This window comes from Streptomyces griseus subsp. griseus (assembly GCF_000720255.1).
GTDB classification, from domain to species: Bacteria; Actinomycetota; Actinomycetes; order Streptomycetales; family Streptomycetaceae; genus Streptomyces; species Streptomyces griseus_I.
Genome location: NZ_JOJE01000015.1, coordinates 18769 through 32933, shown reverse-complemented (window position 1 = coordinate 32933; position 14165 = coordinate 18769). Strand labels below are relative to the sequence as shown.

The following is a 14165-nucleotide window of genomic DNA, read 5'->3' as shown; positions in this document are numbered from 1 at the left end:
CGGCTCGTACGACGAGAGGGGGCACCCGGCCGACGCCGGGTGCCCCCTCCGTCGTGTGCACCCGGCTGCGCACCCCCGCATGACATCTGTCATGCGGCACTCGGGACCGCCGACACTGCCGGGCCAAAGGCACCCGCGGCCACGATGGCTGTCATGACGACGACATCGGCGCAAGCGTCGACGACAGGGAAGACGGCCGCCACCCCGGCGGTCCGATTCGACCAGGTGAGCAAGGCGTACGGCGAGGTACGCGCGGTGGACGGGCTGACGCTCGCCCTGCACCCGGGCGAGACCGTGGCCCTGCTCGGCCCGAACGGGGCGGGCAAGTCGACCACCCTCGACCTCCTGCTCGGGCTCAAGCAGGCCGACAGCGGCACGGTCAGCGTGTTCGGCACCAGCCCCCGCGAGGCGATCGTCGCCGGGCGCGTGGGCGCCATGCTGCAGAGCGGCGGCCTGATGGACGAGGTCACGGTCGCCGAGCTGGTGCGCCTCGCCTGCGCCCTGCACCCGCGGCCGTACCGCGCCGCCGACGTGCTGGCCCGCGCGGGCCTCGCGCAGATCGCCGACCGCAAGGTCAACAAGCTCTCCGGCGGCCAGGTCCAGCGGGTCCGCTTCGCCCTGGCGACCGCCGGCGACAGCGACCTGATCGTCCTGGACGAGCCCACCACGGGCATGGACGTCTCCGCCCGCCAGTCCTTCTGGGCGACCATGCGCGAGCAGGCCGACGCGGGCCGTACGGTCCTGTTCGCCACGCACTACCTGGAGGAGGCCGACGCCGTCGCCGACCGGGTGCTCGTCCTGCACCGGGGCCGGCTGCTGGCCGACGGCACGGCCGCCGAGATCAAGGCGAAGGCGGGCGCTCGGAGGATCTCCTTCGACCTGGCCGACGAGATCGCCGGAACCGACGAGGCCGCACTGCGCGACCTGCCGTTCCTGACGTCCCTCGACGTATCGGGCCACACCGTCCGCATCCAGTCCTCCGACGCCGACGCCACCGTCCACGCCCTGTACGGCCTCGGCCTCTACCCCCGCAACCTCGAAGTCGCCGGGCTCGGTCTGGAGCAGGCCTTCGTCGCCATCACCGCCGCCGAGGAGGCGAAGCAGAAGTGAAGAGCCTGATCAAGCTGGAACTGGCCCGCGCCCTGCGCAACCGGAAGTTCCTGTTCTTCTCGGTGATGTATCCGTCACTGCTGTTCCTGATCATCGCGGGCAACGCGGACAGCACGACCAAGGTGGACGGGACGGGTCTGACCCTGCCGACCTACATGATGGTCTCCATGGCGTCCTTCGGCGCCCTGACCGCCGTCCTGATGGGCAACAGCGAGCGCATCGCCAAGGAGCGCGAGAGCGGCTGGGTACGGCAGCTGCGGCTGACCTCGCTGCCGGGGCGCGGCTACGTCCTCGCCAAGACGGCGAGTGCCGCCGTGGTGAGCCTGCCGTCCATCGTGATCGTCTTCGTCGTCGCCGCGGCCGTGAAGGACGTACGCCTGGACGCCTGGCAGTGGCTCGCCCTCACCGGCGCGATCTGGGCCGGCAGCCTGGTGTTCGCCGCGCTCGGAGTCGCCCTCGGCTACCTCGCCAGCGGGGACGCCGTCCGTCCGATCACGATGATCGTCTACTTCGGGATGTCCATGCTCGGCGGGCTGTGGATGCCGTCGACCACGTTCCCCGACTGGTTGCAGAACATCGCCAAGTGGCTGCCCACGCACGCGTACGCTGACCTGGGGCGGGCCATCGAACAGAGTTCCGCCCCGCAGGCCCAGGATCTTGCCGTGCTCGTCGCCTCCTTCGTCCTGTTCGCGGGCGGCGCGGCCTGGCTGTACCGGAAGGACACGCTGAAGGCGTGAACGTGACGACGGACGACCTGCTGTCGCAGGATCCCAGCTGGGAACCGGTGATCCCGCTGGGCAAGACCGCCCGTACCCGCCGCGAGCTGTGGCGGCGCAAGGCCCTGTGGATCGGGGTCTGGCTGGTCTTCCTCAGCTCACCGGTCCACGACCTGCTGTCCGGCCGCCACACCACCGGGGGCACGGTCGCCGGCTGGCTGGGCCTGGCGGTGTTCGTCGCCGTCTATCTCTCGCTCCTCTTCCGCGACATGGGCGCCGCGCCCTACTCCCCGCGGCTCATCGGCGCCCTCATCGGCTCCATGGCGGTGCTCGCCGTGGTCCTCTCCCTCACCTTCGGCTCCCCCTGGCTCGGCCTGTTCTGCTACGTCTCCGTGGCGTGCGGGATGGTGCTTCCGCTGCGGCTGGCGTTCTGGGCGATCCCCGGGGCGGCCGCCACCATGCTGCTCGTCGGTATTTACGCCGGCCTCAAAGAGGCTGTCGGCCTGCTGGTCCTCGTCCTGCTGATCGGCTTCGCGATGACGGGCGTCAGCCAACTGGTCCGTACGACAGTGGAGTTGCGCAAGGCCCGGGCCACCGTCGCCCAGCTCGCCGCCAACGAGGAGCGCCTGCGGCTCGCCCGTGACCTGCACGACCTGCTCGGCCACTCGCTCTCCCTGATCACGCTGAAGAGCGAGCTGGCCGGCCGTATGCTCCCCGACCACCCCGACAAGGCGGCGCAGCAGGTCGCCGACATCGAACAGGTCAGCCGCCAGGCCCTCGTCGACGTCCGGGAGGCCGTCACCGGCTACCGGCGCCCCCGGCTGGCCGCCGAACTGGCCGGCACCCAGGTCGCCCTGGCGGCGGCCGGAGTGACTGCCCGACTCCCGGCGGAGCCCGACCTCACCGGCGTCTCCGAGGACAGCGAGTCCGCCCTCGCCTGGGCCCTGCGGGAGGCCGTCACCAACGTCGTACGGCACAGCGGAGCCCGGCGCTGCACGGTGGAGCTGGTGCGCCGCCAGACCCTCGACGGCCCGACCCTCGAACTCTGCGTCGAGGACGACGGATCGGGCGGCTCCGGCAAGGCTCCCGGCAACGGGCTCACCGGCCTGACGGAGCGTCTGGAGAAGGCGGGCGGCGCGCTGGAGGCGGGCCGCACGAAGCAGGGTTTCCGGCTGCTGGCCCGTGTGCCCGCGCCCGTCTCCGCGGACGTAGGATCCGCGTCATGAGCCGCATGATCAAGGTCCTCCTCGCCGAGGACCAGTCGATGGTCCGCGAGGCGCTGGCCGCCCTGCTCGGTCTCGAGGACGACATCGAGGTGGTCGCCCAGGTGGCCCGCGGCGACGAAGTCCTCACGGCCGCGCGGGAACACGACGTGGACGTGGCTCTCCTCGACATCGAGATGCCGGGCGCGACCGGCATCGAGGCGGCGGCCGAGCTCCAGCGGGAACTCCCCGAGCTGAAGGTCGTCGTCCTCACCACCTTCGGCCGCCCCGGCTACCTGCGCAGCGCCATGGAGGCCGGCGCCCACGCCTTCCTGGTCAAGGACGCTCCCGCGGCCCAACTCGCCGCGGCCGTCCGCAAGGTGCTCGCCGGCGAACGGGTCATCGACCCCACCCTCGCGGCAGCGGCCCTCGCCGGAGGGGCGAATCCCCTGACGGACCGCGAACGCGAGGTCCTGAAAGCGGCGGCGGACGGTTCCACCAACGCGGAACTGGCCGCCGCCCTGCACCTGTCCCAGGGCACGGTGCGCAACTACCTCTCCACGGCGATCCAGAAACTGGCGGCACGCAACAGGACGGAGGCGGCGTCCATCGCGAGGGAGAAGGGCTGGCTGTAGGCGCCCCGGATTCAGCGCCCCCAGGCGTCAGTTGAGCCGGGCCCGAGCTGCCATGGCCTGCCCCCGTACCTTCTCCGCCGCCGTCTCGTCGACCACCTCGACCAGCTCCGCGTACGACTCGAGCTCCGCCGCACCCCCGACGAAGTCCCCCCTCTGCACCAGCAACTGCGCCCGCTCGTACCGCAGGCGAGCCGGATGCGAGGGCACCTCCAGCGACAGCTCCACCGCCCACAGCGCCACATCCGACCGCTCGGGCCGCGTGGTGGCCCAGGCCCGGATGTTGTTCAGGATGCGCACCAGTACCTCGACCGGATCCGCGGGCTCCAGCATCGACGGCTCCAACGGCGCCCCCGTGGCCCCCGCCACCAGCGTCTCCGCGTCCGCCCCCGTCAACACCCGCCCGCCGTCGAACGGATCGACGAGCACCTGCGCGTCCTGTGGTCCGAGCCCGACGACGAAGTGCCCCGGCAGCGCGACCCCGTACACCGGCGCCCCCGCCCGCCGCGCGACCTCCACCCACACCACCGACAGCAGGATCGGCAGCCCGCGCCGACGCCGCAGCACGTCGTGCAGCAGCGAGGACTCCAGCCGCTGGTAGTCGGCCGGGCCACCGCGGAACCCCAGCCGGTCGCCCAGCAGGTCCCGCAGCGCCACGGCCCAGGAGCGCGGCCCGCCGGGCCGGAACGGCAACCGGCCCGCGAGCTCGTCCAGCTCCGCCTGGGCCGCGTCCATGCCCGTCTCGTCGAGTGTTCCGTCGGCCGCCGCCCCCACCAGCAGACACAGCGTCGACAGGTCGGGCCGCTCGGACCGCACCTCCTCGGCGAACCGGCGCCGCACCTCGGCGGCGCGCTCGGGCGGCGGGGGACCGGGGGAGGGCACAGGAGGCTCGTACATGGCGGTTCGTCTCCCCTCAGCCGAGGCCGGAGCCGGACTCGGAAGCCGGCGGCTGCCGATAGTGGTGGTAGGCGTGGTGCGCCGCGAAGCCCATCCCCGAGTACAGCCCGCGCGCCGCCGCGTTGTCCTCCTCGACCTGGAGCCAGGCGGCCGACGCCCCCTCCTCCAGCGCTCGCCGGGCCAGCGCGACCATCACCGCGGTGGCCAGCCCGCGCCGCCGCTGCGCCGGATCGACCTCGACCGCGGCGAACCCGGCCCACCGCCCGTCCACGACGCAGCGCCCGATCGCGGCGGGGGGCGCGCCGGCCGTCGCGCCGGGCACGGACGCGAACCACACCGACGGCCCTCCGCCCAGCACCTTCAGGGCCACTTCACCGACACCCTTGCGCTGGTACCGGGCCAGCCACGCCGCATCGACGTTCCGCGTCGGCACGATCTCGACGGACGCGTCCTGGTCGGCGACGGGCGCGAGCCCTCCGATCCACAGCTCGGCGGTCACCTCACGCACCCACCCGCGCCGCTCCAGCTCCGCGCACAGCATCTCCTGCGTGCCCTCGGCGCCCGTCGCGGTCTGCACGTACGCCGGCAGACCGCGTTCGCCGTACCAGCGCGTGACGGCGGTGAGGGCCTCGTCGAGCGGCATCCCGGGGTCGCCGAGCGGCAGCACCGAGTTGGCCCGCCGGGTAAACCCCTCGGCGGCCCGCAGCTCCCACTCCCCGAGCCGCTCGCTCTCCACCGGCCGCCAGGCCCGTGCGGCGACCCGGGCGAGCTCCTCGTACGACGCGGCGGGCCCCCGGCGCCGCGCCGGTGCCGCCGGTACGACCTTGCCCGCGACCAGCGAGCTTTCCGGAATCCGGACGCTCGACCCGCTCTTTCGTGTGATCACCAGCACACCGCTGTCCCATGATGTGAGAACACCCACCGTGTCGGTGAACTTCTCCGTTGACGTACCAGGTTCCCTCAAGCAGCGTACGGAGACTCGTTTACCCACGTCAGCAGTGGTGATACGGACCTCCAGTCGTCCGGCGGCAGAGATTTCCACAGGTCGGTTCACCCCTCCTGTTCGGATCATGGCCAAGAACGGAGATACTAGGTGCGGGCATCGACGACGCCGCGCTCCCGCGCGCCAGGCGGCGGAGCCTGAGGAGGCCCGCCAGCGCCCTATCGAGGAGGAACGACAGCGTGACCTACGTCATCGCGCAGCCTTGTGTCGACGTCAAGGACAAGGCGTGCATCGAGGAGTGCCCGGTCGACTGCATCTACGAGGGCCAGCGGTCCTTGTACATCCACCCGGACGAATGCGTCGACTGTGGTGCCTGTGAGCCGGTCTGCCCGGTCGAGGCGATCTTCTACGAGGACGACACTCCCGAGGAGTGGAAGGACTACTACAAGGCGAACGTCGAGTTCTTCGACGAGCTGGGCTCGCCGGGCGGCGCCAGCAAGCTGGGGCTGATCGAGCGGGACCACCCCTTCATCGCCGCGCTGCCGCCGCAGGCCGAGTAGGCCGGACAGCGGTCCCGCATGCGCCGCCTCGGTCCCGTACGGCCTGATCGCTCGTGATCACGGCCGTACGGGACCGAGGCGTTTGCCGTACGTACAGAAAGTGAGCCACTCACGTGTCCGCAGTCTCCGACCGCGTGTCCGCAGTCTCCGACCGTCTTCCCACGTTCCCCTGGGACAAGCTGGCCCCCTACAAGGCGACGGCGGCCGCCCACCCGGACGGCATCGTCGACCTCTCCGTCGGTACGCCGGTCGACCCGGTGCCCGAGCTGATCCAGAAGGCGCTGATCGCGGCGGCCGACTCCCCGGGCTACCCGACGGTCTGGGGCACGCCCGAGCTGCGTGACGCGATCACCGCCTGGGTGGAGCGCCGGCTCGGCGCCCGTGACGTCACCCACCGCCACGTCCTGCCGATCGTCGGCTCCAAGGAACTCGTCGCCTGGCTCCCCACCCAGCTGGGTCTGGGACCCGGCGACAAGGTGGCCTACCCGCGCCTGGCCTACCCCACGTACGAGGTCGGTGCCCGCCTGGCCCGGGCCGAGTACGAGGTCTACGACGATCCCACGGACCTGGACCCCACCAACCTCAGGCTCCTCTGGCTGAACTCCCCGTCCAACCCCACGGGCAAGGTCCTCTCCAAGGAGGAACTGACCGGGATCGTCGCCTGGGCCCGGGAACACGGCGTGCTCGTCTTCTCCGACGAGTGCTACCTCGAACTGGGCTGGGAGGCCGACCCCGTCTCCGTCCTGCACCCGGACGTCAACGGCGGCTCCTACGACGGCATCGTCTCCGTCCACTCCCTCTCCAAGCGCTCCAACCTCGCCGGCTACCGGGCGGCCTTCCTCGCCGGTGACCCGGAGGTCCTCGCGCCCCTGCTGGAGATCCGCAAGCACGGCGGCATGATGACGTCCGCGCCGACCCAGGCGGCGGTGGTCGCGGCCCTCGGCGACGACGACCACGTCCGCGCCCAGCGCGACCGCTACGCCGCCCGCCGGACCCTGTTGCGCGAGGCCCTGCTCTCCCACGGCTTCCGCATCGAACACAGCGAGGCCAGCCTCTACCTGTGGGCCACCAGGAACGAGTCCTGCTGGGCCACCGTGGCCCACCTGGCCGACTTGGGCATCCTGGTCGCGCCGGGCGACTTCTACGGCGAGGCGGGCGCGACCTTCGTACGCGTGGCCCTGACGGCGACGGACGAGCGCGTGAGGGCAGCGGTGGAGCGCCTCAAGTGACCCGCGTGGGCGGAGCCGGCAGTGCCGGGCGCGGCTGAAACCCGCCCCGGCCCCCGCATGCACCAAAAGGCGGCGGGGCCCAGGAAGGCATCCTGAGCCCCGCCGCCGTCACGCGATGGTTCAGCCACCGATCGGCAGCCCACCCGGCAGGCCACGCTTCGCGCCCTTCGCGAGGGAGTCCGTCGGCAGCCCACCCTTCGTCGCGGTCGACGTGGTGTCCCCGAGGACGTCCCCGGCGGACCCGGCGGCCTCACCGGCGGCCTTCTGCGCAGTCGGCGCGGCCTTCTTCACGGCCTTGCCGCCGGTCTTGTCCGCGAGCCCGGTGACGTGCTTGGTCGCACCGTCGACGGGGGTGCCGGTGGTCGCCCCGTCCAGGGCGGTGACTCCGCCGAGGTTGGGGGTGGCGGGCAGTTCGGCGGCCGCGCTGGCGGAGCCGGCCGCACCGGCCCCGGCGGCCGCTCCCGCTGCGACGATCAGCGCGACACGGGCGATCCGACGGGTCAGGGGGAGGGTCATGATGCTCCTTTGACGGGAGAGGACGTTGACGTGTCCGACCTCGGACGCAGTGACTACCGCTCGAACTCCGCGAAGGTTGCGGCGCCCCAACGTAAAGAGTTGGCAATGCGTCGCATAATCAGCTACGGACAAAAGCGGGCAAATTGCACCCCGAGCAACAGCCCGCTGAATCCTTCCGGCCCTTTGTTCTCAAGGGTTCCGGGCCTATGCGGGGCCGGGCGCGCGAGACCCCGTGCGCCCTGTCGCCCAGGTAACACCCGAGGGGGACGCCCCGCACGTCTGCCCGATCATGGTCCACGGAGCGAGCACGATGCACGGCGAGATCGAGATCTACCGCGCTGTCACGATCCGCACCGAACCCGCGCCCGCGCCCGCCGACTGGCCCGCCCCGGCCGCGTCCTCGGTACGGGTCGTTCGCCACCGGCTGTCCGTGTTCCCGGCGGTCCACTCCCGACCGGCGTACGACACCCGCTCGATGTGCAGCGCGGAGGCGTTGGCCACGGCCCAGTGGGCGAACTGCCACCCCCGCTCCCGCGCGTCGCGCCCGGACGCGTCCTTCGCCTCCTCGGGCACCGGCACGGTCACGGTCCGACCGTCGGTTCGCGCGGTCGGCGTGGCGCTCGCCGACGGCGAGGGCGACTTCCGGGCCCCCACTTCGGCCGCGGCCTCCTGCACGGCGCCCCGCCCGAAGTCCCTCATGAGCGCCGCACGCACCGCGTCCGGCCCCCCGGTCGGGGTGGCTCCGGGACGCCCTTCGCAGGTCAGCGTGGCCGCCGCCTGCCCGGTGAGCGCGGCGGCGAGCAGCGTGGCGTCCGGCTCGTGCTTGGCGTACGCCTCCGGGTAGCCGCTGCGCTGCACGCGCTGCGCGGCGACGGTCAGGGGCAGGCCGGTGTAGTCGCGGACCTTGGCGAGGTGCTTGTAGAAGATGTCCGCCGAGTAGATCGGGTCCATGATCTCGTCCGGGGTTCCCCAGCCCTGCGAGGGCCGCTGCTGGAACAGGCCCAGTGAGTCGCGGTCACCATGGTCGATGTTGCGCAGGCCCGATTCCTGGAGCGCGGTCGCGAGCGCGATGGTCACGGCCCGCTCGGGCATGCCGCGATTGGTGCCGACCGCCGCTATCGTCGCCGCGTTCACCGCCTGCTCGGGCGAGAACTCATAGCTCCCCCGGCCCGTGCCGGAGACGACCTTGCACCCCGGATTGCCGGCGCCTCCGGTGACGTACTGCACCGCGAGATAGCCGGTCACCGACGACAGGGCGACGAAGGCCGCTCCGTAACGCAGGAGACGGCCGCGGCGTTTGGGGGAGGAGGGGGACTGCTCTGGCACGCGTACAAGGTACTGGAGAGTACGGTCGCAGCCGAGCCGGGTTCGGACCGTGTTCCTCAGCTTGGCGGGTTAGGGTCGTCGCCATGGCCGACACCTCGCTTGACCTCACGCTGGACGTCGCCGCGCTCACCGCGCGTCTCGTCGACTTCCCCTCGGAGAGCGGCACCGAGAAGCCGCTCGCGGACGCCGTCGAGGCCGCCCTGCGCACGCTGCCGCACCTGACGGTGGAGCGCTACGGCAACAACGTGATCGCCCGGACGAACCTGGGGCGCTCCGAGCGTGTGATCCTCGCCGGCCACATCGACACCGTCCCGATCGCCGACAACGTCCCCTCCCGGCTCGACGCGGACGGCGTCCTGTGGGGCTGCGGCACCTGCGACATGAAGTCGGGCGTGGCGGTCCAGCTGCGCATCGCGGCGACCGTCCCGGCCTCCAACCGCGACCTGACCTTCGTCTTCTACGACAACGAAGAGGTCGCCGCCGATCTCAACGGCCTCAAGCACGTCGCCGAGGCCCACCCCGAATGGCTGGAGGGCGACTTCGCGATCCTGCTGGAGCCGTCGGACGGCCAGGTGGAGGGCGGCTGCCAGGGCACCCTGCGGGTGCTGCTGAGGACGAAGGGCGAGCGCGCGCACTCGGCCCGCGGCTGGATGGGCTCCAACGCGATCCACGCGGCGGCCCCCGTTCTGGCCCGCCTGGCCTCGTACGAGCCGCGCTACCCGGTGATCGACGGCCTGGAGTACCGGGAGGGCCTCAACGCCGTGGGCGTCAGCGGTGGCGTCGCCGGGAACGTGATCCCCGACGAGTGCGTGGTCACGGTCAATTTCCGCTACGCGCCCGACCGCACGCCCCAGGAGGCCATAGCCCACGTCGAGGAGGTCTTCGCCGACTGTGGCGTGGCCGAGTTCGTGGTGGACGACCACAGCCCCGGCGCCCTGCCCGGCCTCTCCCACCCGGCCGCGGCGGCGTTCATCGAGGCCGTGGGCGGCACCCCGCAGCCGAAGTACGGCTGGACGGACGTCTCCCGCTTCTCGTCGCTCGGGGTCCCGGCCGTCAACTACGGACCCGGCAACCCCCACTTGGCGCACAAGCGGGACGAGCGGGTGGATACCGCGAAGATCATCGCCGGTGAGGAGCGGCTGCGCGCCTGGCTGACGGCGTGACGACGCTGTACGGCAGACGTGCGGACGTCCCCCGTACGTAACCCGCGTAGATCTACGCTGAGGTGGAAACAGGCAAGCGGAGGGAGCGCACATGGCTACCGGTAACCCCGAGGGGAAGAAGCAGCCGCCGGAGGAACAGCGCCTGGGACCGGTCCTCCGGAGACGCGGTCAGGTCACGGCGAGCACGACGGACCAGCGCCTCCTGGACGCGGGCGGCCCGTCGGACTGGGTGCACACCGACCCCTGGCGCGTGCTGCGCATCCAGTCGGAGTTCATCGAGGGGTTCGGCACGCTCGCCGAACTCCCACCCGCGATCAGCGTGTTCGGCTCGGCCAGGACCTCTGCGGAGTCGCCGGAGTACGAGGCCGGAGTCCGGCTGGGCAGCGGTCTGGTCGAGGCGGGCTTCGCCGTGATCACGGGCGGCGGCCCCGGCGCCATGGAGGCCGCCAACAAGGGCGCGAGCGAGGCGGGCGGCATCTCGGTCGGCCTCGGCATCGAGCTCCCCTTCGAGCAGGGCCTCAACCCCTACGTCGACATCGGCCTCAACTTCCGTTACTTCTTCGTGCGGAAGATGATGTTCGTCAAGTACGCGCAGGGCTTCGTGGTCCTCCCCGGCGGACTCGGCACCCTCGACGAACTCTTCGAGGCCCTCACCCTCGTCCAGACCCAGAAAGTGACCCGCTTCCCCATCGTCCTGTTCGGCACCGACTACTGGGGCGGCCTCATCGACTGGCTGAAGAACACCCTGATCGCCCAGGGCAAGGCCGCACCGGACGACCTCCTGCTGTTCCATGTGACGGACGACGTGGACGAGGCGGTGGCGCTGGTCTCGAAGGAGGCGGGCCGGTAGGCCTCCCTCACGCCAGCCCGCGCCGGGCCACCGCCGGTGGGCGGTGGCCCGCGATCGACGCGACCATGTCCAGCACCTGACGGGTCTCCGCCACCTCGTGCACCCGGTACACCTGGGCCCCCAGCCAGGCCGACACCGCGGTCGTCGCGAGCGTGCCCACCACCCGTTCCTTCACGGGGCGGTCCAGCGTCTCCCCGACGAAGTCCTTGTTCGACAGCGACACCAGCACGGGCCACCCCGTGGCGACCATCTCGTCCAGCCGCCGGGTGGCCTCCAGGCTGTGCCGGGTGTTCTTGCCGAAGTCGTGACCGGGGTCGATCAGCACCGACTCCCTCGGCACGCCCAGCGACACCGCCCGCTCGGCCAGACCGACGGTCACCCGCAGGATGTCCGCCATGACGTCGTCGTACGTCACCCGGTGCGGCCGGGTCCGAGGCTCCGCGCCGCCCGCGTGGGTGCACACCAGGCCCACCCCGTAGCGTGCCGCGACCTCCGCGAGCCGGGGGTCCACCCCGCCCCACGCGTCGTTCAGCAGGTCGGCGCCGGCCTCGCAGACCGCTTCCCCGACCTCGGCCCGCCAGGTGTCCACGCTGATGACGACGTCGGGGAAGCGCCGCCGTACCTCCGTCACGAAGCCGACCGTCCGCCGCGCCTCCTCCTCGGCGGTCACCTCCTCGCCGGGGCCCGCCTTGACCCCGCCGATGTCGATGATCGCGGCCCCCTCGGCCACCGCCTGCTCCACGCGCGCGAGGGCCGGCTCGTCGCGGAACGTGGCCCCCTGGTCGTAGAAGGAGTCCGGGGTCCGGTTCACGATCGCCATGACCACCGGCTCGCGCGGTTCGAATTCCCGCCTGCCCAGCCTGAGCATCCCGTGTGCACACTCCTAGTACGACCTGTGGTTCGTCCTGCTCTTCGCCCGCCTGCGACCCTAACTGTCGGACGCGCATGGCACGATCGGACCCTGACACATTCGACTTCGAGCACACAGAGCGTGGGGCCTCAAGCCATGGTTATGTTCCTGTTCCTGGTCATCGCGCTCGCCGTCGTGGTCGCCGCGGTGACACTCGCGGTGGTCGGCGGCGGCGAGGGCACCGGCCCGCTCCCCGAGGCAGCGCCCCAGCGGCTCCACGACCCGCTCCCGGTGGACCGCCCGATCCACCGCGCCGACGTCGACCACCTCCGCTTCCCCCTCGCCGCCCGCGGCTACCGCATGGCCGACGTCGACGACGCGCTCAATCGCGTGGCCGCCGAGCTCGCGGAGCGAGACGCCCGCATCGCCGACCTGGAGTCCGCGCTGGCCGGCGCCCAGGCCGCCGCGGCCCACATCTCCATGGAGAAGTCCCGGCCGGAGGACCACCAGTGAGCGACGGCACCGCCCTCGCGGGCTCCGACGGCGCGCTGCGCTGCCCCTGGGCGCTGTCCACGCCGGACTACGTCACGTACCACGACGAGGAGTGGGGCCGCCCGGTCCACGGCGACGACGCGCTCTTCGAACGCCTCAGCCTGGAGGCCTTCCAGTCCGGCCTGTCCTGGATCACCATCCTGCGCCGCCGCCCAGGCTTCCGTACCGCCTTCGCCGACTTCAAGATCGCCTCGGTCGCCGCCTTCACCGACGAGGACCGCGAGCGCCTCCTCGCCGACCCCGGCATCATCCGCAACCGAGCCAAGATCGACGCGACCCTGGCCAACGCCCGCGCCCTGGCCGACTGGGCCCCCGGCGACCTTGACGAACTCATCTGGTCCCACGCCCCGGACCCAGCCGTCCACGTCGTCCCGAAGACCCTGGCCGACGTCCCCGCGATCACTTCGGAGTCGACGGCCCTGTCCAAGGCCCTGAAGAAGAGGGGCCTGCGCTTCGTGGGCCCGACGACGGCGTACGCGCTGATGCAGGCGTGCGGGTTGGTCAACGATCACTTGGAAACGTGCGTGAGCCGGTAAGGGGCCGTGGGGCTGTATCGAACTGCGGCTCGGCCGCGTGGGTGCGAACAACCACAACGAACCCAGCAGTCCGCAACGGCGCCGCGGCCCCCTGCCTACCGCCCCGAGTACTTCGGCTTCTCCTTGTTCACGAACGCCCGCACCGCGATCGCGTGATCTTCCGCCGCCCCCGCCCGCGTCTGAAGCTCGTCCTCCTTCTCCAGCGTCTCGGCCAGGGAGTGGGTCATCCCGTACCCCACCGCCTCCTTGATCGCCCCGAACGCCACGGTCGGCCCCTGCGCAAGCTCCCGCGCGACCTTCTCGGCCTCCGCACGCAGCTCCGCCGAGGGCACGACCCGGTTGGCGATACCCAGCTCGTACGCCTCCTGCGCCTTGACGCTCCGTGGGAACAGCAGCAGGTCAGTGGCGCGCCCGGGACCGACCACCCGCGGCAGGGTCCACGAGACGCCGGAGTCCGCGGTCAGCGCCACCCCCGCGAACGACGTGTTGAAGGCGGCCGTGTCCGCGACCACCCGGTAGTCCGCGGCGAGGGCGAAACCGAAGCCGGCGCCCGCCGCCACCCCGTTCACGCCGGCGACCACCGGCTTCGCCATCTCCGTCAGCGCCCGCACGATCGGGTTGTAGTGCTCCTTGACCGTGCTCATGACCTGCCCCGAGCCCTCCATCAGGAGCCCGATGTGCTCCTTGAGGTCCTGGCCCACACAGAACGCCCGGTCCCCGGCGGCCGTCAGCAGCACCGCCCGTACGGCGTCGTCGTCCGCCGCCGTGCGGACCGCCTCCCGGAGGGCGACCTTGGTCGCGACGTTCAGCGCGTTCATCGCCTCGGGGCGGTTCAGCGTGATCGTCGCGAGCCCGTCGTTCACCTCGTAGAGCACGGTGTCGGCCATGGGGTATCCCCTCCGATGTCACGGCTTCGACGTACCCGTCAGTACGTCGTCTGTACGAAGGAACAGCATGGCGGAGTTCGCCGCCCACGGCCCGTACCGGACGTGTGACCTGCGTCAAAGAGTTCACGGAGGTTTTCGGTCCGCCGAACTCCGTGCGGCCGCGCAGTATCGCAGTCACATCGCCGAATTGAGTGGT

The 14165-nt window shown here is 71.7% G+C and carries 16 protein-coding genes; 10 read left to right on the top strand and 6 right to left on the bottom strand.

Annotation, left to right across the window (positions count from 1 at the left end; genetic code table 11):
• Positions 1-153 precede the first annotated feature (153 nt).
• The 4 genes from IG99_RS21165 to IG99_RS21150 are packed head-to-tail and all read left to right on the top strand — an operon-like array spanning position 154 to position 3663.
• Positions 154-1110 carry an ABC transporter ATP-binding protein gene (locus tag IG99_RS21165; RefSeq protein WP_234311911.1) on the top strand — a complete coding sequence of 319 codons (957 nt, stop codon included), beginning with the start codon at positions 154-156 and terminating at the stop codon, positions 1108-1110.
• The gene (locus IG99_RS21160) at positions 1107-1847 is read left to right on the top strand and encodes an ABC transporter permease (protein WP_037676281.1); all 741 of its coding nucleotides are present in this window, start codon (positions 1107-1109) and stop codon (positions 1845-1847) included. Before IG99_RS21165 ends, IG99_RS21160 begins: the two co-directional genes overlap by 4 nt.
• The gene (locus IG99_RS21155) at positions 1844-3052 is read left to right on the top strand and encodes a sensor histidine kinase (protein ID WP_037676279.1); all 1209 of its coding nucleotides are present in this window, start codon (positions 1844-1846) and stop codon (positions 3050-3052) included. The genes IG99_RS21160 and IG99_RS21155 overlap by 4 nt, the downstream gene beginning before the upstream one ends.
• Positions 3049-3663 (top strand): response regulator transcription factor, encoded by a 615-nt coding sequence (locus IG99_RS21150; protein ID WP_037676278.1) that lies wholly within the window; start codon positions 3049-3051, stop codon positions 3661-3663. The genes IG99_RS21155 and IG99_RS21150 overlap by 4 nt, the downstream gene beginning before the upstream one ends.
• Before the next feature lie 27 nt (positions 3664-3690).
• Here the strand turns inward: IG99_RS21150 and IG99_RS21145 are convergent, their stop codons facing one another.
• Together IG99_RS21145 and IG99_RS21140 are read right to left on the bottom strand one after the other, a co-directional pair.
• Positions 3691-4557, bottom strand: coding sequence for a transglutaminase family protein (locus tag IG99_RS21145; protein WP_037676276.1), 867 nt, complete (start codon positions 4555-4557; stop codon positions 3691-3693).
• Positions 4558-4573: 16 nt separating this feature from the next.
• Positions 4574-5599 (bottom strand): GNAT family N-acetyltransferase, encoded by a 1026-nt coding sequence (locus IG99_RS21140; protein ID WP_078947817.1) that lies wholly within the window; start codon positions 5597-5599, stop codon positions 4574-4576.
• A 140-nt stretch (positions 5600-5739) separates the two neighbouring features.
• Between IG99_RS21140 and fdxA the strand changes: the two genes are divergently transcribed.
• Together fdxA and IG99_RS21130 are read left to right on the top strand one after the other, a co-directional pair.
• The gene (fdxA, locus tag IG99_RS21135; RefSeq protein WP_030929316.1) at positions 5740-6060 is read left to right on the top strand and encodes a ferredoxin; all 321 of its coding nucleotides are present in this window, start codon (positions 5740-5742) and stop codon (positions 6058-6060) included.
• A 134-nt stretch (positions 6061-6194) separates the two neighbouring features.
• Complete coding sequence (locus IG99_RS21130) at positions 6195-7289, top strand: bifunctional succinyldiaminopimelate transaminase/glutamate-prephenate aminotransferase (protein ID WP_037676543.1); 1095 nt, start codon at positions 6195-6197, stop codon at positions 7287-7289.
• A 120-nt stretch (positions 7290-7409) separates the two neighbouring features.
• Here IG99_RS21130 and IG99_RS21125 read toward each other — a convergent pair whose 3' ends face one another.
• Both IG99_RS21125 and IG99_RS21120 read right to left on the bottom strand, forming a co-directional pair.
• Positions 7410-7805, bottom strand: coding sequence for a hypothetical protein (locus IG99_RS21125; protein ID WP_037676274.1), 396 nt, complete (start codon positions 7803-7805; stop codon positions 7410-7412).
• Positions 7806-8135: 330 nt separating this feature from the next.
• Positions 8136-9131 (bottom strand): heavy metal transporter, encoded by a 996-nt coding sequence (locus tag IG99_RS21120; protein WP_199815570.1) that lies wholly within the window; start codon positions 9129-9131, stop codon positions 8136-8138.
• A gap of 83 nt (positions 9132-9214) precedes the next feature.
• On the opposite strand from IG99_RS21120, the gene dapE reads away from it, so the two are divergent.
• Both dapE and IG99_RS21110 read left to right on the top strand, forming a co-directional pair.
• Positions 9215-10294: a succinyl-diaminopimelate desuccinylase gene (dapE, locus tag IG99_RS21115; protein WP_037676273.1), complete on the top strand. Its 1080-nt coding sequence runs from the start codon at positions 9215-9217 to the stop codon at positions 10292-10294.
• Between the two features lie 91 nt (positions 10295-10385).
• Positions 10386-11144 (top strand): LOG family protein, encoded by a 759-nt coding sequence (locus IG99_RS21110; RefSeq protein WP_037676271.1) that lies wholly within the window; start codon positions 10386-10388, stop codon positions 11142-11144.
• A gap of 7 nt (positions 11145-11151) precedes the next feature.
• Here IG99_RS21110 and folP read toward each other — a convergent pair whose 3' ends face one another.
• Positions 11152-12012 (bottom strand): dihydropteroate synthase, encoded by an 861-nt coding sequence (folP, locus tag IG99_RS21105; RefSeq protein ID WP_037676269.1) that lies wholly within the window; start codon positions 12010-12012, stop codon positions 11152-11154.
• 144 nt (positions 12013-12156) lie between these two features.
• On the opposite strand from folP, the gene IG99_RS51410 reads away from it, so the two are divergent.
• Positions 12157-12507, top strand: coding sequence for a DivIVA domain-containing protein (locus tag IG99_RS51410; RefSeq protein ID WP_037676268.1), 351 nt, complete (start codon positions 12157-12159; stop codon positions 12505-12507).
• A complete protein-coding gene (locus IG99_RS21095; RefSeq protein WP_037676266.1) occupies positions 12504-13082 on the top strand; it encodes a DNA-3-methyladenine glycosylase I in 579 nt (192 codons plus the stop codon). Before IG99_RS51410 ends, IG99_RS21095 begins: the two co-directional genes overlap by 4 nt.
• A gap of 95 nt (positions 13083-13177) precedes the next feature.
• Here the strand turns inward: IG99_RS21095 and chcB are convergent, their stop codons facing one another.
• Positions 13178-13969 (bottom strand): 2-cyclohexenylcarbonyl CoA isomerase, encoded by a 792-nt coding sequence (gene chcB, locus IG99_RS21090; RefSeq protein ID WP_037676265.1) that lies wholly within the window; start codon positions 13967-13969, stop codon positions 13178-13180.
• Positions 13970-14165 lie beyond the last annotated feature (196 nt).

Bases quoted from the DNA above. Each gene is read 5' to 3' on its own strand.
- IG99_RS21165 (WP_234311911.1), top strand. From the start codon at position 154: ATGACGACGACATCGGCGCAAGCGTCGACGACAGGGAAGACGGCCGCC.
- IG99_RS21150 (WP_037676278.1), top strand. From the start codon at position 3,049: ATGAGCCGCATGATCAAGGTCCTCCTCGCCGAGGACCAGTCGATGGTC.
- IG99_RS21145 (WP_037676276.1), bottom strand. From the start codon at position 4,557: ATGTACGAGCCTCCTGTGCCCTCCCCCGGTCCCCCGCCGCCCGAGCGC.
- IG99_RS21125 (WP_037676274.1), bottom strand. From the start codon at position 7,805: ATGACCCTCCCCCTGACCCGTCGGATCGCCCGTGTCGCGCTGATCGTC.
- dapE (WP_037676273.1), top strand. From the start codon at position 9,215: ATGGCCGACACCTCGCTTGACCTCACGCTGGACGTCGCCGCGCTCACC.
- IG99_RS21110 (WP_037676271.1), top strand. From the start codon at position 10,386: ATGGCTACCGGTAACCCCGAGGGGAAGAAGCAGCCGCCGGAGGAACAG.
- folP (WP_037676269.1), bottom strand. From the start codon at position 12,012: ATGCTCAGGCTGGGCAGGCGGGAATTCGAACCGCGCGAGCCGGTGGTC.
- IG99_RS51410 (WP_037676268.1), top strand. From the start codon at position 12,157: ATGTTCCTGTTCCTGGTCATCGCGCTCGCCGTCGTGGTCGCCGCGGTG.
- chcB (WP_037676265.1), bottom strand. From the start codon at position 13,969: ATGGCCGACACCGTGCTCTACGAGGTGAACGACGGGCTCGCGACGATC.